The organism is Streptococcus oralis (genome assembly GCF_021497945.1).
Classification (GTDB): Bacteria; Bacillota; Bacilli; order Lactobacillales; family Streptococcaceae; genus Streptococcus; species Streptococcus oralis_BR.
In genome coordinates this window covers 1,926,852-1,944,085 of the sequence record NZ_CP046524.1, presented here as the reverse complement: position 1 = coordinate 1,944,085, position 17,234 = coordinate 1,926,852, and the positions used below count along the sequence as shown (strand labels likewise).

The 17,234-nt window shown below is 35.1% G+C and carries 13 protein-coding genes and 3 tRNA genes; 10 read left to right on the top strand and 6 right to left on the bottom strand.

All coding sequences use genetic code 11. The annotated features are described in order from the left end of the window. Positions 1-222: 222 nt before the first annotated feature. On the bottom strand, positions 223-981 hold the full coding sequence (locus tag GOM47_RS09635) for a ParB/RepB/Spo0J family partition protein (protein WP_235080671.1): 759 nt from the start codon (positions 979-981) through the stop codon (positions 223-225). A 57-nt stretch (positions 982-1,038) separates the two neighbouring features. Further along, positions 1,039-2,229 (bottom strand): S1C family serine protease, encoded by a 1,191-nt coding sequence (locus GOM47_RS09630; protein ID WP_235080670.1) that lies wholly within the window; start codon positions 2,227-2,229, stop codon positions 1,039-1,041. 183 nt (positions 2,230-2,412) lie between these two features. Here GOM47_RS09630 and rlmH point away from each other — a divergent pair, with 183 nt between their 5' ends. The 7 genes from rlmH (at position 2,413) to GOM47_RS09595 (ending at position 5,601) form a co-directional block, all read left to right on the top strand. Beyond that, positions 2,413-2,892 (top strand): 23S rRNA (pseudouridine(1915)-N(3))-methyltransferase RlmH, encoded by a 480-nt coding sequence (gene rlmH / locus GOM47_RS09625; RefSeq protein ID WP_235080669.1) that lies wholly within the window; start codon positions 2,413-2,415, stop codon positions 2,890-2,892. A 43-nt stretch (positions 2,893-2,935) separates the two neighbouring features. Beyond that, positions 2,936-3,009: transfer RNA gene (locus GOM47_RS09620), tRNA-Arg, on the top strand. A 163-nt stretch (positions 3,010-3,172) separates the two neighbouring features. Continuing rightward, positions 3,173-3,301 (top strand): competence-stimulating peptide ComC, encoded by a 129-nt coding sequence (gene comC, locus GOM47_RS09615; protein ID WP_081102474.1) that lies wholly within the window; start codon positions 3,173-3,175, stop codon positions 3,299-3,301. Between the two features lie 11 nt (positions 3,302-3,312). Continuing rightward, a complete protein-coding gene (comD, locus tag GOM47_RS09610) occupies positions 3,313-4,650 on the top strand; it encodes a competence system sensor histidine kinase ComD (RefSeq protein ID WP_235080668.1) in 1,338 nt (445 codons plus the stop codon). After that, the gene (gene comE, locus GOM47_RS09605; RefSeq protein ID WP_084948177.1) at positions 4,647-5,399 is read left to right on the top strand and encodes a competence system response regulator transcription factor ComE; all 753 of its coding nucleotides are present in this window, start codon (positions 4,647-4,649) and stop codon (positions 5,397-5,399) included. Before comD ends, comE begins: the two co-directional genes overlap by 4 nt. A 51-nt stretch (positions 5,400-5,450) precedes the next feature. Continuing rightward, positions 5,451-5,522: transfer RNA gene (locus GOM47_RS09600), tRNA-Glu, on the top strand. Between the two features lie 5 nt (positions 5,523-5,527). Further along, a tRNA-Asn gene (locus GOM47_RS09595) sits at positions 5,528-5,601 on the top strand. Positions 5,602-5,639: 38 nt separating this feature from the next. On the opposite strand, the gene GOM47_RS09590 is transcribed toward GOM47_RS09595, so the two are convergent. After that, entirely contained in the window at positions 5,640-6,182 is a 543-nt protein-coding gene (locus GOM47_RS09590; protein ID WP_235080667.1) for a TetR/AcrR family transcriptional regulator, read from the bottom strand. Positions 6,183-6,310: 128 nt separating this feature from the next. On the opposite strand from GOM47_RS09590, the gene GOM47_RS09585 reads away from it, so the two are divergent. Further along, on the top strand, positions 6,311-8,965 hold the full coding sequence (locus tag GOM47_RS09585; protein WP_235080666.1) for a YhgE/Pip domain-containing protein: 2,655 nt from the start codon (positions 6,311-6,313) through the stop codon (positions 8,963-8,965). 30 nt (positions 8,966-8,995) lie between these two features. Here the strand turns inward: GOM47_RS09585 and GOM47_RS09580 are convergent, their stop codons facing one another. Next, a complete protein-coding gene (locus tag GOM47_RS09580) occupies positions 8,996-11,539 on the bottom strand; it encodes a YfhO family protein (RefSeq protein WP_235080665.1) in 2,544 nt (847 codons plus the stop codon). 61 nt (positions 11,540-11,600) lie between these two features. Continuing rightward, positions 11,601-13,223, bottom strand: a complete 1,623-nt coding sequence (locus GOM47_RS09575; RefSeq protein WP_000958774.1) for an ATP-binding cassette domain-containing protein — start codon at positions 13,221-13,223, stop codon at positions 11,601-11,603. A 195-nt stretch (positions 13,224-13,418) separates the two neighbouring features. Here GOM47_RS09575 and trpS point away from each other — a divergent pair, with 195 nt between their 5' ends. Together trpS and guaB are read left to right on the top strand one after the other, a co-directional pair. Continuing rightward, positions 13,419-14,444 carry a tryptophan--tRNA ligase gene (gene trpS / locus GOM47_RS09570; protein ID WP_235080664.1) on the top strand — a complete coding sequence of 342 codons (1,026 nt, stop codon included), beginning with the start codon at positions 13,419-13,421 and terminating at the stop codon, positions 14,442-14,444. A 163-nt stretch (positions 14,445-14,607) separates the two neighbouring features. After that, positions 14,608-16,086 carry an IMP dehydrogenase gene (gene guaB, locus GOM47_RS09565; protein ID WP_235080663.1) on the top strand — a complete coding sequence of 493 codons (1,479 nt, stop codon included), beginning with the start codon at positions 14,608-14,610 and terminating at the stop codon, positions 16,084-16,086. A 50-nt stretch (positions 16,087-16,136) separates the two neighbouring features. Here the strand turns inward: guaB and recF are convergent, their stop codons facing one another. Beyond that, positions 16,137-17,234 (bottom strand): DNA replication/repair protein RecF, encoded by a 1,098-nt coding sequence (gene recF, locus GOM47_RS09560; protein WP_235080662.1) that lies wholly within the window; start codon positions 17,232-17,234, stop codon positions 16,137-16,139.

Here is a 17,234-nt window from a genome sequence, read left to right as displayed (position 1 = left end):
CGATTATCCCCTCCTTTGCTATATTTGATGTAAAAAGGTTTACTGTTAGACTTATTTTACCATAGATGCTAGCATTTTTCCACAATCTGTGGAAAAGAATCCACAATGTTTATGTTTTTTACCCACAGGTTGGGGATAAGTGAGGAATTCTTTGAATTCCTTGGTTTTTTGCTATAAAAAATAGTGGATAAATTTGTGGGTTGAAAAAATAAAAGAACAGCCTTATTTCAGGCTGTTGATAATTCTGTCATATTCTTCTTGATTTGAAAAAGAGATGACAATCTTTCCAGTATCTTTTTTAGAAAGTTTAATTTCTACATTTAATCCAAGTAGTTTTTGTAATTTATCTTCCTCATCTTTAATGAAAGAATCACTTTTTTTCTGCTTCTTTTGTTTTTTCTCTGTCAGCAGTGTTTCTAACTTTCTCACAGAGATGTCTTCATTTTTGATTAGTTGAAAGAAATATTCCTGTCGCTCTTTATCCAAACCAACTAGTGAGCGTGCATGAGCTTGAGAAATTTTTCCATTTTCTACTTCAGATAAGATATGCTCTGGTAGGGAAAGCAAACGAATAAAATTAGTGATATAAGGACGAGATTTTCCCATTTTATCTGCTATTTCGGTATGGGTATATCCTTTTTCAACTAAAGAGTCATAGGCGCGTGCCTCTTCAACTGGATTCAAGTTTTCTCTCTGTAAATTCTCAATGATAGACTGAATCATCATTTCCTGATCTGAGAGGTGCTTCACAACGGCTGGAATAGAAGTGAGACCAGCTAAGAGAGAAGCCCGATATCGTCTTTCTCCTGCAAGGATTTCATAACCAATTACAGGAGATTGACGAACGATGATGGGTTGGATGACCCCATTTTCTTTGATTGACTCAGCCAATTCCCTTAGTTTATCTGCATTAAATTCTTTTCGAGGTTGATAGGGATTTTTTTGTATTTCCGAGATAGAAATCATTTCAAATTTTTCCATGATTCTACACTAACATATCTTTTATTATATGTAAAGTTTTCTTTACACTGATGTCAATTAAGATTCTAAATCACTTGTACTTTTATCTAGTTTAACAGTCGTAGTATCCTCTTTCCCATTTCGATAGTAGGTGATTTTAATGGTGTCTCCGATAGAATGGTTGTAAAGAGCACTCTGTAAATCTGTTGACGAAGAAATCTCCTTGTCGTCAACTTTGGTAATAACGTCGTATTTTTCAAGGTGACCAGATGCAGGCATATTACTTTGAACAGATTTTACCACTACACCAGAAGTTACGCTACTTGGAATATTGAGTTTTCTAAGATCACTAGCTCCGATATTAGTTAAATTAACCATTTGAATTCCAAGAGCAGGGCGAGTCACTTTACCATCACTTTCAAGCTGTTTAATAATATTTTGAGCATCATTTGATGGGATTGCAAAACCAAGACCTTCGACAGAGGTTCCACCATTACTTGCAATTTTACTTGATGTAATACCGATGACTTGTCCTTGAATATTTACCAGTGGACCACCAGAGTTACCAGGGTTAATGGCCGTATCTGTCTGAATAGCTTTTGTAGAAATCGCTTGACCATCTTGAGATTTTAGAGAGACATTTCGATTGAGACTTGAAATGATTCCTTGGGTAACTGTATTGGCATATTCGGATCCTAGAGGACTACCAATTGCGATTGCAGTCTCACCAACATTTAGTTTGCTAGAATCTCCAAATTCTGCTACGGTTGTGACTTTTTCTGAAGAAATTTTTACGACAGCAATATCAGAGAACGTATCAGAACCGACAATTTCACCAGGAACTTTTGTACCGTCTGCTAAACGGATATCAACTTTTGAAGCTCCTTTAATAACGTGGGTATTTGTCACAAGGTAGGCATCTTTCCCATTCTTTTTGTAAATAACACCAGAACCTTCACTTGCTACTTGTTGAGAGTCGGTATCCGTATCTGTTTCGTCATTTCCAAAAACGCTATTTTGTCGATTTGCTGAGTAAGTGATAACCGACACAACGGCATCTTTTACCTTATTAACGGCCTGAGTAGTTGCATTTTCATTTTTATAGGAAGTCTGAGTAACAGTGTTTGTAGTGTTATTTGTTGCTTGACTTCCTTGCTTCTGATAAAGTTGCAGTGTCACAAAACTTCCCAGAGCACCACTCAAAAATCCTATCAGAATGATGATAAGAAAGGTAACTCCTTTTTTGTAAAATGTTTGTAAGTGTTTCATAAACGCCTCCGTTTGTTTTTTATTTGGTTAAAGTATAAATCTATTAACTTAATTCAAGCTTAAATGTAGAAGTTTTACACAAGTTGTGGATAACTCGCTTTTTTCTGTGAATTTGCTAGTTTTTCTAGATGATTCTTTGTGAATAAGATGTGAAATAAAGTGTGGATATGATAGAATAGAAGAATGAAAATAAAAATTGTAACAGTTGGAAAACTGAAGGAAAAATACCTTAAAGATGGCATTGCTGAATATACTAAACGTATATCTCGTTTTGCCACTGTAGAAATCATTGAGTTAGCTGATGAAAAAACTCCAGATAAGGCAAGTAAGTCAGAAAATCACAAAATATTAGAAATAGAGGGAAATCGAATTCTTTCTAAAGTTGGAGAAAGAGATTTTGTTGTTGTGTTGGCAATTGAAGGAAAAACTCTCTCTTCAGAAGAATTCAGTAGACAGCTGGAACAGGCTTCTATAAAGGGATTTTCTACCCTTACATTTATTATTGGTGGAAGTCTGGGACTATCCCCTGCTGTGAAGTATCGAGCGAATCTTTCTGTTAGTTTTGGACGTTTGACCTTGCCACATCAGTTAATGAGATTAGTTCTTGTTGAACAAATTTATCGTGCTTTTACCATTCAGCAGGGATCCCCTTATCATAAATAGAAGATTGACTTACCTCTTATTTTTTGATAGAATGGTCATGTTAGGTCTCATAGCTCAGCTGGATAGAGCATTCGCCTTCTAAGCGAACGGTCGCAGGTTCGAATCCTGCTGGGATCAGTACATTAAGAAAAAGCTGGGATTACTCCCAGCTTTTTTCTTAAAAAGTGCATTTCAGGTACAAAACAGTGCAATTGAGAAGAAATTTTTCTTAAATAATCTTCATTTTGTATAATAAATTTGTAAGTTAATTTACAAGAAAAACAATACAGGAGATTTTATTATGAAAAACACAGTTAAATTGGAACAATTTAAAGAAGTAACAGAGGCAGAATTGCAGGAGATTCGGGGTGGAGATAAAAGAGGATTAATGGATCTTTTCAAGCAAATTCCTATTTTTAGGAGAAAATAAAGGAGTAGAAAATGGATATTATGGTAGGAATATTAGATGCATTCTTAACTTGTGTTATAATCAGTAAAATTTATAGTCGAATTTGTGAAATTTCTAAAAAAGAAAGATATATTTTTGGTTTTATATTCTTTATATTTCAATTAATTTATGCTTTTATATTCTCTTTTATAGATTCTGATAAATTAATACTGATTTTACATTATACTTTAAAGAATTTTTATCCAATTCTATTCTATTGCTATTTTAAATTTATTAAAAAGTATGATTCCTCAAAAAATATATTTTTAAGTTTAATATTTTCACTATTGTATCAAAGTGCTCATACTTTTTTTTCCGTTACTATATCATCTATTACAGGTGACTTACTTGTAGAACAACATGAAAGATTATTCTTTTTCATAATTAATTTAATTTCCTATCTTGTAATAGACAAAATTATTACCTATTTTAATCTAGAACTTAAATATTTTGACAAAGATTATCTCTATCCTTTTTTAAAAAAAGTTATAGTTGCTTTCTTCACTTTACATATTGTACTGTTTATTTCAGATATTGTTAGTACTTTTCCTCATTTAAATAGCTTTGGGAGTATTTTAGCAGCAATTATTTTTATATGTATGTTATTGTGCTTCTTTGCAATGAACTCTCATAAAGTTCAAGTTGAAAAAGAGATTGCTCTAAAACAAAAGAAATTTGAACAAAAGCATTTACAGACTTATACTGATGAAATTGTAGAGTTGTATAATGAAATTCGAGGTTTTCGTCATGACTATGCTGGGATGCTTGTCAGCATGCAAATGGCAATTGACAGTGGAGATTTACAAGAAATTGACAGAATTTACAAGGAAGTCTTAGTAAAAGCAAATCAAAAATTGAGGTCAGAAAAGTATACTTACTTTGATCTAAACAGTATAGAGGACTCAGCTTTACGAAGTGTGATTGCTCAATCAATTGTATATGCACGAAATAATGATGTAGAGTTTACATTGGAAGTAAAAGATATCATTACTAGATTGTCAATGGATTTACTTGATCTTGTTCGCATCATGAGTATTCTCTTAAACAATGCTGTTGAAGGTGCTACGGATAGTTACTTGAAACAAATGGAAGTTGCAGTTATTAAAATGGATTTTGAAACAGTTATAGTCATCCAGAATTCATGTAAAATCACTATGACGCCTTCAGAGGACTTATTTGCTTTAGGATTCTCTACTAAGGGAAAAAATAGAGGTCTAGGACTTAATAATGTTAAAGAGATTTTAGATAAGTATGACAACATTATTTTAGAAACAGAGATGGAAGACAACACATTTAGACAAATTATTAGATTTAAGAGGGAATTCGAATGAAAGTATTAATTTTAGAAGATGTTATTGAGCATCAAGTGAGACTAGAGAGAATATTGAATGAAATCTCTGAGGAATCAAATATTCCTATTTCTTACAAGACAACAGGAAAAGTTCGTGAGTTTAAGGAATATATCGAAAATGATGAAGTAAATCAGCTTTATTTCTTAGATATCGATATTCACGGGATTGAGAAAAAGGGATTTGAAGTGGCACAGTTTATCCGCCATCACAATCCTTATGCTATTATTGTCTTTATTACCAGTCGATCTGAATTTGCTACCTTAACTTACAAATACCAGGTATCAGCTCTAGATTTTGTAGACAAAGACATCAATGATGAATTGTTTAAAAAACGTATCGAGCAGAGTATTTTTTACACTAAGAGCATGCTGCTTGAAAACGAAGATGTTGTAGACTATTTTGATTATAACTATAAGGGAAATGATTTGAAAATCCCTTACCATGATATTTTGTATATCGAAACTACAGGTGTTTCTCATAAACTGCGAATTATTGGTAAGAATTTTGCCAAAGAGTTCTATGGAACCATGACAGATATTCAGGAAAAGGACAAACATACCCAGCGATTTTATTCTCCTCATAAATCTTTCCTAATCAATATTGGAAATGTTAGAGAAATTGATCGAAAGAATTTAGAAGTTGTCTTTTATGAAGATCATCGTTGTCCCATTACCCGTTTGAAAGTCCGCAAACTGAGAGATATTCTGGAGAAAAAATCTAAAAAGTGATTGACAATTAGTAAGAAATTGATATAATGGTTATATCTGCTACAGATAGATGGTCCGTTGGTCAAGGGGTTAAGACACCGCCTTTTCACGGCGGTAACACGGGTTCGAATCCCGTACGGACTATTTTATCCGCCATAGCTCAGTTGGTAGTAGCGCATGACTGTTAATCATGATGTCGTAGGTTCGAGTCCTACTGGCGGAGTCAGATAAAAAGAACACCACCCGGTGTTCTTTTTATTCTTAGTTTGTATCACCTAACATTTTCATAAGGAAGTCTGTCATTTCTTGCGGGCTTTCTTTTTTTCCATGGGCAATCCAAGTCTGGCAAACACCAAATAGGGCATTTGTTAGATAAATGCTACTATATTCGAGTTCAATTGGATTTAGTTGTAGCTGCATAAAACGTTTCTGAAGATCAGTGCTAAGCATAATATGCAGTTTATTTCTCAAGAAATTTTGAATTTCTTTGGTACCATTTTCAGATAAGAGTGCAGCCAAGAGTGGCTCAGACTCTAAATATTCAAATACTTCTAAAATAGCATCTTTTTTGTGATGAGCATGTTTTTGAAAAATATACTCAAAGGTATGAAAGAGCTTACTTTGGTAATGCTCAATCATATCATACTTATCCTTGTAGTGAGTGTAAAAGCTGGAACGACTGATTCCGGCTTTTTCTGCTAACTTGACAGTAGAAATTTGATCAAAGGGTTGGTCCATCAATAATTGAACCATGGCATTTTCGATAATTTGTTTTGTTTTTAAACGTTTGTTGCTTTCTTTCATAATTCCTCCCTGTATACAAAAATAGACTATATGTCTAAAAAAATATTTTTTACCTTGTAATTTGGATTTTTTGATGTATAATCTATTATATCAAAATTTTAGACAATGTGTTTAAAAAAGGAGGAAACATGTTTAAAGAATGGAAAGCAATATTTAAAAAACCGACCTTTATCATTGTAATGATAGGGATTTCTCTCATTCCAGCTCTATACAACATTATATTTTTATCATCCATGTGGAATCCTTATGGTCAATTATCCGAGTTACCTGTGGCAGTTGTCAATAAAGATAAGGAAGCTTCCTATAATGGACAGACGATGACAATAGGTGATGACATGGTGTCTAATTTAAAAGAAAATAAGGCTTTAGATTTTCACTTTGTTAATGAAGAGGAAGGGGAAAAAGGGCTAGAAGATGGTGACTACTACATGGTAGTGACTTTACCAAGTGACTTATCTGAAAAAGCTACCTCAATTCTAACGAATCATCCTGAACAGATGCAGATTGATTATCAGACTTCAAGTGGACATAGTTTTATTGCTAGCAAGATGAGTGATTCTGCTATGACACAATTAAAACAAACCGTCTCTACTAATGTTACTGAAACGTACACTAAGGCTTTATTTCAAAAAATGAATGACTTAAAGTCTGGGATAAATAAGGCAGCTGATGGAAGTGAACAATTGACTAATGGAGCCGATCAGTTGGTGACAGGAAGTCAAACATTGACGACAAATCTCAATACTCTAGCTAACTCAAGTGTAACTTTTTCAAATGGAGCTAATCAATTTACAAAAGGATTGTCTGCCTATGTATCTGCCATAGAGCAATTACATCTTGGTTTAGAAACTTTTAATAGTGGTTTACAAAGTTATACAAATGCAGTTTCACAGGTTAACACTGGACTTGGTCAATTGGCCTCAAAAACTCCTGAATTGGTGGCAGGTGTAAATCAGCTGAATACAGGTATAAAGTCCTATACAGGTGGCGTTTCACAACTGGATACAGGTCTCAATCAATTTTCAGTTGGTGTAAATGCTTATATAAATAGTGTAGCAAAACTTTCTAACGGAACGAGTCAGTTATCTGATCAATCAGATACACTAAGAGATGGAATGGAGCAGTTAAATACTGGTATTAAAGAAATTTCAAGTCAATTAGAGTCCTCATCTCAACAGAATGAAGAAATAGCTCAATTGGCAACTAGTTTAGGAGAACTAAATAAAACACTACAAGCTCTTACAATCTCAGATAATACTCAACTGAAAAGTACATTGTCAGAAGCTTTGCCAAATCTAACAAATCTTGCTCAGGATATTGTGACTAAAAGTCAGACAGAACAAGAAAAAACTCTTGCGAACCTTCAATCAACAGCTACTTATCAATCTCTTACAGAGGAACAAAAGAAAGAACTGACAGAAGCTATTTCTAAAAATTCTAATTCTACTATTGAGTCAGCAAAAACAATTTTAACGACAGTAGGAGGATTGAAAGAAAGTATAGAGAATTCAGAACAACAAGTAACTAATCTATCTGATGTGCAGACGAAAGCAAATCAACTCTTACCTGCAGCATCTAGCTCATTGACAACCTTGTCAAATGGATTTACAACATTGCAAACCACTGTCAACAATCAGTTAGTTCCTGGAAGTCAGTCAATTGAAAAAGGAGTTGTAAACTACACTAAAGGACTGGATACTATTTCTATAGGTGTCAATAAACTAAGTGAAAAGAATGCAAGTTTAACAACTAGTCTAGATCAATTAGTTTCTGGATCAAGTAAGTTGACAGAAAACACATCAACCTTGACAGCTGGAGTAGATGCGTTAGCTGGAAAAGCTCCAGAATTAGTATCAGGTATAGAAAGTTTGTCATCTGGTTCTGCTCAATTGAATAATAAGAGTCCAGAGTTAATAGCAGGTCTTACTAAATTACAATTTGGCTCTGATCAATTAACAGATAAATCAACACAGTTACTTTCTGCAGCATCTCAACTAGGAAGTGGTGCTATGAAGATTGCAGATGGTGCTGGAAAACTAGCAGAAGGTGGGACAAGCTTAACCTCTGGTCTTGAAGATTTACAGACAGGAGTTGATTCATTAGGACAAGGATTAGGCAATGCTAACAATCAACTTAAATCAGCTTCAACAGAATCTAAAAATGCAGAAACATTATCTGAACCTCTAGTTCTTTCAAAAACAGATAACGACCAAGTTCCTGTAAATGGGATTGCCATGGCTCCTTATATGATATCAGTTGCTCTTTTTGTTGCTGCTATATCTACCAATATGATTTTTGCTAAGTTACCTTCTGGACGTCATCCAGAGAGTCGTTGGGCTTGGTTGAAGTCTCGCTCTGAAATAAATGGGATTATAGCTGTCTTAGCAGGTATTTTAGTTTATGGAGGTGTCCATCTTATTGGATTGACTGCGAACCATGAGATGAGGACCTTGATTCTAATTATCATCACAAGTTTAGCTTTCATGTCTATGGTGACAGCTTTAACAACTTGGAATAGCCGTATAGGAGCTTTCTTCTCTCTTATTTTACTTTTATTACAGTTAGCATCAAGTGCAGGGACCTATCCACTTGCTTTGACAAATGATTTCTTTAAGGGTGTCAATCCTTGGTTACCAATGAGTTACTCTGTATCAGGTTTACGACAAACAATCTCTATGACAGGAAATATTCATCACCAAGTGATTTTCCTTATTATAACACTAGCTTTCTTTACTGCTTTAGGTATGCTAGCTTATCAACCTAAGAAAATGGAAGAAAATTAAAAAGATTGACCAAGGAATTGGTCAATCTTTTTATGTCTTAGATAAATTTCGTCTGTGATTATAGATCCCAAAAAGAAGAAGGGCAGTTACTGAGGAGACTACTCCAATAACAAAACCATTGGGAATAAAGGAAAGTGTAATGGTGCCTTTTCCTTTTGGAACATCAACTTTCATAAAACCAGTTTGAGCCTGCTTGATTTCAAGTTTTTTCCCATCCTGGTATGCAGACCAACCTTTGTCATAAGGAATAGTGAAGAAAATAGAGGTATCTTGTTTTACTTCATATGTAGCAAAGACTTTATTTTTAGAGGTGGATACTTCTACAGGTTGTTCTTTAATCTTTTGGATTGCCTCAGTAAGAGCCTGAGTATCTAAACGATAGAAGGTTGGAGATTCAAATGACACCTGAGAATTTCCAGGGAAACTAACACTGATATTGAAAGTTTTTTGTTCTTCAGTATAACCTAAATTAAAGAAATTAAAAGCATTGTCAGTTGTAAAAGTCTTTTTTTCACCGTTGACAAGGATGTCAACTTTCTTTTGCTTATCGTTTGTAAAATGAAGATTTGAAAAAGAGAGATAGACTTGGCTATTTTGAGGAACCTCAATTTGATAATCAATCTTTGCATCTTCATTAGCGGAACCTGTGATGCTCGTTAAACCATCTGAAGTATCTGTTTTATCATATGCTATTTGGGAGAAGTAATCTAAGTTGAGATTAGCAAGCTGGTTTATAAATAAGGCCTGATTATCTAGAGTGTGATTGTTAAAGTTTACATCTTTGTAAATAGATTGAGTGGCAAAAGCAATTGGTAAAGAGAGTTGATTTTTATATAAGGTTAAATAATCCTTTTGATAAATCTCTTGAAATCCATATTTATCAAGTGAAGTTTCAGAAATATTGTACTGGATTCCAAATAAACTGTCTGCTAAAATACTGTTATTTGCATAACGGAGATTGAGGTTGGTTCCAGAGGATTTGAATCCCAGTTTATCCAAACTAGTGCTAGCTGAACGATTTCGTACAGATGAAAATTGAGAGATTCCATTGTATTTAAATTTCATACTGTCATTTCCAGTCTGAATTTGCAGTTTCTCAGTACGTGTAAATGGATCGTCAATTTGGTTTAGAATGGATTCCATAGCGGTGATATCTCTATTATAGGCGCTACGAGAAGCAAAGGCCCATTCTTTAGCTATTCCTTCCATTTGAGATGAAGCATTTAAGCTTATCTCAACTGTTATAAATAAAGACAAAAGAATTGCAAATAGATTTACAGAGATAAATTTTTTAATGACTGCAAGAAGTAAAAGAGCATAAACCAGTAGAAATTCAAGAGTGAGTAGGATATTCAAATCTGTTAGAAAAGAATAGTGTGATTTAAAATACACAGTAGCCAAAAATCCTGTTAGCACAAGAAAAAGTGAGACAAATAGATTCCAGAGCTTCAGTTCTTTCAGACGATTTAAGACTTCTGCTGCAGTATAAATTAACAGAGTGGAAAAAATCCAAGCATAGCGATGCAAAAACATATTTGGGGTATGCATCCCTTGCCAAAATAAATCAAGTGCTTCTATGTAAAAGCTTGTTATTAAAAAAGTAAAGAAAATTGCATAGATAAGTTTCACGTGAAACCTTATGGATTTTATTGTAAAAAATAGAATGGTTAAAATAAAGGGAAGCAATCCAACAAAAATCATTGGTATAGATCCATATTTAGTTGTATCAAAAGATCCAATGAATTGTTTTGCGAAAATATCCAGATACCAACTACTATCTGTTTTCAATTTTGTGATGGCAGTTAACTTCTCCCCATGAGTTTGTAAATCAAACAGTGTAGGAAGAGTCATAATCAAACTAGCCATTCCTGCTAAAAAGGAGGTAACTACAAAATCAAAAAAAGATGATTTTCGAGTTTTAAAGTCCCAAGAAATTTGGCAAAGATACCAGAAAATAAGAAACAATGCTGTCATATACCCAAAATAATAATTTTGAATAAATAAGATTGACAAACTTGTAAAGTATAGTAGGCGCTTCTTTTGTGTTATAAGCAGGTGTAAACCAGTTATAATTAAAGGAATCAAGATAAAAACATCTAGCCAGGTTTTTATCTCTAACTGACTGACAGTGAAGCTCATTAAAGCATAGGAAGTAGATAAGGCAAGTTTTAAAAATTTTGGGATATCTTTAAATAATCTATTCAAACTAAAGAAGGTTGACAGACCAATCAATCCAAATTTTAATAGAGTGGTCAGATAAACAGCATCTGGCATATTCGACAGATTAAAAAAGTAAACTAGAGGTGAGAGAAAGCTACCCAAGTAATAACTAGATAGAGCATAGAAATTCAGTCCGAGGCCACTTGTAAAGGTGTAAAACAAACTGCCATTTCCATGTAAAATATTTCGTAAAGCTACATCAAAAATAACGTATTGATGAAAACCGTCTCCTAATAGTGGAGATGTATTGCTATTCCAGTAGATACCTTGAGTTAGGTATACTCCAGTCATAATTACTAAAGGAATTATGAAAGAAACAAAATAGGTCCAATGTGTTTTAAAAAATGATTTCATGTTACCTCATAGAATGATAGAAAACTCAGTTGGTTACCCCAACTGAGTTTTGAAGTCTTATTTAATCTTTCCAAAGTTCTTTAACTTTTGCTTGTACTTCTGCATTTTCTAGGAATTCATCATAGGTTTCATCGATACGATCAATGACGCCATTCTTAGACAAAACAATGATATGGTTTGCCAAAGTTTGGATGAACTCATGGTCATGACTGGCAAAGATGATTGATTCTTTAAAGTTTTTCAATCCATCGTTCAAGCTTGAGATAGATTCCAAGTCCAAGTGGTTTGTTGGATCATCAAGTACAAGGACATTTGATTTCAAGAGCATGAGTTTTGAAAGCATGACACGCACTTTTTCTCCCCCTGATAAGACGTTTACAGGTTTGTTAACCTCATCTCCAGAAAAGAGCATACGACCAAGGAAACCACGTAGGAAGGTATTGTCATCTTCTTCTTTACTTGCAAATTGACGCAACCAGTCAAGGATTGACTCTCCTCCTGCAAAATCAGCAGAGTTATCTTTTGGTAAGTAAGAACGGCTAGTAGTAACTCCCCACTTGACAGTTCCTTCATAGTCGATATCACCCATGATTGCACGAATTAATGCAGTAGTTTGGATGTCATTTTGTCCAATAAGAGCTGTCTTATCACCTGGACGCAAGATGAAACTAATATTGTCTAGGATAGTTTCACCATCAATCTTTACAGTTAGATTTTCTACTGTCAAGAGATCATTACCAATCTCACGTTCTGCTTTAAAGTTAATAAATGGATATTTACGACTAGATGGCACAATCTCTTCTAGCTCAATCTTGTCAAGCATTTTTTTACGAGACGTTGCCTGTCTTGACTTAGAAGCGTTGGCAGAGAATCGAGCAACGAATTCTTGCAATTGTTTAATTTTTTCTTCTGCCTTGGCATTACGGTCTGCTAGCAATTTAGCAGCAAGCTCAGAAGATTCCTTCCAGAAGTCGTAGTTTCCGACATAGAGTTTGATTTTTCCAAAGTCAAGGTCAGCCATGTGGGTACATACTTTGTTTAAGAAGTGGCGGTCATGGGATACAACGATAACGGTGTTATCAAAGTCAATCAAGAAATCTTCTAACCAAGTAATAGACTGTATATCAAGACCGTTGGTCGGCTCGTCCAAAAGAAGAACATCAGGTTTACCAAATAAGGCTTTAGCAAGGAGAACCTTCACTTTTTCACCATTGGCCAATTCGCTCATGTTTTGGTAGTGCAATTCTTCTGGAATATTTAGGTTTTGAAGTAGTTGAGATGCTTCGCTCTCTGCCTCCCAGCCTCCAAGTTCGGCAAATTCACCTTCAAGTTCAGCTGCACGAACACCATCTTCATCGGAAAAATCTTCCTTCATGTAAATAGCATCTTTTTCCTTCATGATGCTATAAAGTTTTTCATTTCCCATGATAACAACATCAATTGCACGTTCATCTTCATAGTCAAAGTGATTTTGACGGAGGACAGAGAGACGTTCATCTGGACCAAGAGAGATGTGACCAGTTGTTGGCTCGATATCACCAGCTAAGATTTTTAAGAATGTAGACTTCCCAGCACCATTAGCACCAATTAATCCGTATGTATTTCCTTCTGTAAATTTGATATTGACATCATCAAAAAGTTTGCGATCACTAAAACGTAGTGAAACATCAGATACTGTAAGCAATGTTTTTCTCCTATAATATGTAATACATTTATTCTACTAGAAAAGAGGAAAATATTCAAATTTTTGTTTGTCAATTTTATGTCAATTAAGTTTACAGGTTTGTTTACAATGAGTTAGTTGTTTGATTTAAATAATTTTCTGTTATTTTAACAAAAAAATGCTATAATTGAAGAGACCATTTCGAAGGAGAAAAAAATGACGAAACCCATTATTTTAACAGGAGATCGCCCAACAGGAAAACTGCATATTGGACATTATGTTGGGAGTCTTAAAAATAGAGTATTGCTGCAGGAAGAAGACAAGTATGACATGTTTGTTTTTTTGGCTGACCAACAAGCCTTGACAGATCACGCCAAAGACCCTCAAACGATTGTAGAATCGATTGGGAATGTTGCCTTGGATTATTTAGCAGTTGGATTGGATCCAAGTAAATCAACTATCTTTATTCAAAGTCAAATTCCAGAGTTGGCTGAACTATCTATGTACTATATGAATCTAGTCTCATTAGCTCGTTTGGAGCGCAATCCTACAGTGAAAACAGAGATTGCTCAGAAAGGGTTTGGAGAAAGTATTCCGACAGGATTTTTGGTTTATCCAATTGCGCAAGCAGCAGATATTACTGCCTTCAAGGCTAATTATGTTCCTGTAGGAACAGACCAAAAACCAATGATTGAGCAAACTCGCGAGATTGTTCGTTCTTTTAACAACGCATATAACTGTGATGTCTTGGTGGAACCAGAAGGGATATATCCAGAAAATGAGAGAGCAGGACGTTTGCCTGGGTTAGATGGAAATGCTAAAATGTCTAAATCCCTTAATAATGGTATTTATCTAGCCGATGATGCGGATACCTTGCGTAAAAAAGTCATGAGTATGTATACTGATCCGGACCATATTCGGGTTGAGGATCCAGGTAGGATTGAAGGAAATATGGTGTTCCATTATCTAGATGTGTTTGGTCGTCCTGAAGATGCTCAAGACATTGCAGAGATGAAAGAACACTATCAACGTGGTGGTCTTGGCGATGTGAAGACGAAGCGTTATCTACTTGAAATACTCGAACGCGAACTTGGTCCTATTCGTGAGCGCCGTATCGAATTTGCTAAGGATATGGGTGAAGTGTACAATATGCTTCAAAAAGGTAGTGAAAAAGCTCGTGAGGTTGCAGGGCAAACTCTATCTGAAGTTAAGGGAGCGATGGGACTAAATTATTTTAAATAATAGATAAAATATGAATCGTAAAACTATCTCTTCCATAGAATCACAGGGATAGTTTTTTTTATGTTTTCTGTTATAAATATAATTGACAAATTTTCATAGAATGGTATGATAGATACAATACAAAAAGAGTCAAGCTCAAAAAGAAAGAAAAGAGGAAACTTCAATGTCTAATTGGGACACTAAATTTTTGAAAAAAGGTTTTACCTTTGATGATGTATTGCTCATTCCATCAGAAAGTCATGTGTTGCCTAATGATGCAGATTTAACAACAAAATTGGCAGATAATCTGACTTTAAATATCCCAATTATTACAGCCGCCATGGACACGGTCACAGAAAGTCAAATGGCCATTGCCATTGCTCGTGCAGGTGGTCTTGGAGTAATCCATAAAAATATGTCTATTGCGCAACAGGCAGATGAAGTTCGCAAGGTAAAACGTTCTGAAAATGGTGTCATTATTGATCCATTCTTCTTGACTCCAGAACACACTATTGCTGAAGCAGACGAACTGATGGGACGCTACCGTATCAGTGGTGTTCCAGTTGTGGAAACACTTGAAAATCGTAAATTGGTTGGTATTTTGACAAACCGAGATCTTCGCTTTATTTCAGATTACAATCAGCCAATCTCAAACCACATGACCAGTGAAAATCTTGTTACTGCTCCTGTGGGTACAGATCTTGCAACAGCTGAAAGCATTCTTCAAGAACACCGTATTGAAAAACTTCCTTTGGTAGACGAAGAAGGTCGTCTTTCTGGCTTGATTACTATCAAAGATATTGAAAAAGTGATTGAGTTTCCAAATGCAGCGAAAGATGAATTTGGTCGTCTTCTAGTTGCGGGTGCGGTGGGTGTCACTTCAGATACATTTGAACGTGCAGAGGCTCTCTTTGAAGCAGGAGCTGACGCAATTGTTATTGATACTGCACATGGTCACTCTGCTGGGGTTCTACGTAAAATTGCTGAGATTCGTGCTCATTTCCCAGATCGCACTTTGATTGCTGGTAATATTGCAACTGCAGAAGGTGCGCGTGCTCTTTATGATGCTGGTGTAGATGTTGTCAAAGTCGGTATTGGACCAGGTTCTATCTGTACTACTCGTGTGATTGCAGGTGTCGGAGTTCCTCAAGTTACAGCAATCTATGATGCGGCAGCAGTTGCGCGCGAATATGGAAAAACGATTATTGCTGATGGTGGAATCAAGTATTCTGGAGATATTGTAAAAGCCCTTGCTGCAGGTGGAAATGCGGTTATGCTTGGATCAATGTTCGCTGGAACAGACGAAGCACCAGGTGAAACGGAAATCTTCCAAGGACGTAAGTTTAAGACTTACCGTGGTATGGGATCAATCGCTGCAATGAAGAAAGGTTCAAGTGACCGTTACTTCCAAGGTTCTGTCAATGAAGCAAACAAACTTGTTCCAGAAGGAATTGAAGGCCGTGTTGCCTATAAAGGAGCAGCAGCTGATATTGTCTTCCAAATGATTGGAGGTATTCGCTCTGGTATGGGTTACTGTGGTGCAGCTAACCTTAAAGAACTACACGACAATGCTCAATTTATTGAAATGTCGGGTGCAGGTTTGAAAGAAAGCCATCCTCATGATGTACAAATCACTAATGAGGCGCCAAACTACTCTATGTAAGAAGAAAAGAACTCCTGAATTTCAGGAGTTCTTTTTTGTTTACAAAGTTGTCAATGTGGGTTTACAGATATTTTACCATTTTGGATATTGAAGATACTAAGATTTTCTGGCAAATTTTGCAAGTGGTCTAAACTTGTTGTTGTGATAAAGGTTTGGATAGATTGTGAAATCGTTTCTAATAATTTTAGTTGTCTAGTGTTGTCAAGTTCGCTCATAACATCGTCAAGTAGTAATATTGGAGATTCTTTAGTAATACTTTCCATTAACTCTATTTCTGCTAATTTTATAGAGAGTACAAGACTGCGATGTTGACCCTGACTTCCAAAACTAGCGTCCATACCATTGATATAGAAAGAAATATCATCTCGATGAGGGCCAACACCAGTATTCTTTTTAAATAAGTCTCTTGATCTACTTTTTTCTAAAGCCATTTTAAAAGAACTAGTTAGCTGTTCTTCATTAGTGAAGTTGACAGATGATTGATAAGATATTGACAGCTCTTCTAATTTATTTGAAATTTCTAAGTGTTTTTTTTGACCAAATTTCTCTAAATCTTTAATGAATTTTATTCGATGCTTTATAACGCGACAACCATACTCTACTAACTGATCATCTAAGACTGACAGAAAAGTTTCGTCAATCTTATGGCTAGATTTTAGATACGTATTTCTTTGCTTGAGTATATGGTTGTAGTTTGACAGGTCTGACAAGTAAATTGGTTTAATTTGTCCCAGTTCGATGTCTATAAATTTTCGACGAACGGAGGGTGCTCCTTTAATTAATTGGAGATCCTCAGGTGCGAAGAGAACCACATTCATATGTCCGATGTAGTCTGAGAGACGAGCTTGTTTTAAGTGATTGACTTTAGTCACACGCCCTTTTGGTGTTAAATCAATTTCTAGAGGGATAGAACCTGTTTTTTTCTGTAGCATGCCAGAAAGATGGAGTTGTTCTTCATCAAAATGAATGAGATTTTTATCTGTCCGAGTACGATGACTACGTGTCAAGGCTAAGAAATAGATTGCTTCTAGAATATTGGTTTTTCCTTGAGCATTTTGGCCTAAAAAGACGTTTAATTTTGGATTGAAATCAATTTTTGCCTCTTTGTAGTTTCGAAAGGTTTTTATTGTTAAATGCTGGAGCCACAT

Excerpts from the sequence above, each read along its gene's own strand:
- comD (WP_235080668.1), top strand. The coding sequence starts at position 3,313 with ATGGATATTATGGTAGGAATATTAGATGCATTCTTAACTTGTGTTATA.
- comE (WP_084948177.1), top strand. The coding sequence starts at position 4,647 with ATGAAAGTATTAATTTTAGAAGATGTTATTGAGCATCAAGTGAGACTA.
- guaB (WP_235080663.1), top strand. The coding sequence starts at position 14,608 with ATGTCTAATTGGGACACTAAATTTTTGAAAAAAGGTTTTACCTTTGAT.
- trpS (WP_235080664.1), top strand. The coding sequence starts at position 13,419 with ATGACGAAACCCATTATTTTAACAGGAGATCGCCCAACAGGAAAACTG.
- GOM47_RS09580 (WP_235080665.1), bottom strand. The coding sequence starts at position 11,539 with ATGAAATCATTTTTTAAAACACATTGGACCTATTTTGTTTCTTTCATA.
- rlmH (WP_235080669.1), top strand. The coding sequence starts at position 2,413 with ATGAAAATAAAAATTGTAACAGTTGGAAAACTGAAGGAAAAATACCTT.
- GOM47_RS09585 (WP_235080666.1), top strand. The coding sequence starts at position 6,311 with ATGTTTAAAGAATGGAAAGCAATATTTAAAAAACCGACCTTTATCATT.
- GOM47_RS09635 (WP_235080671.1), bottom strand. The coding sequence starts at position 981 with ATGGAAAAATTTGAAATGATTTCTATCTCGGAAATACAAAAAAATCCC.
- comC (WP_081102474.1), top strand. The coding sequence starts at position 3,173 with ATGAAAAACACAGTTAAATTGGAACAATTTAAAGAAGTAACAGAGGCA.
- GOM47_RS09590 (WP_235080667.1), bottom strand. The coding sequence starts at position 6,182 with ATGAAAGAAAGCAACAAACGTTTAAAAACAAAACAAATTATCGAAAAT.
- GOM47_RS09630 (WP_235080670.1), bottom strand. The coding sequence starts at position 2,229 with ATGAAACACTTACAAACATTTTACAAAAAAGGAGTTACCTTTCTTATC.
- recF (WP_235080662.1), bottom strand. The coding sequence starts at position 17,234 with ATGTGGCTCCAGCATTTAACAATAAAAACCTTTCGAAACTACAAAGAG.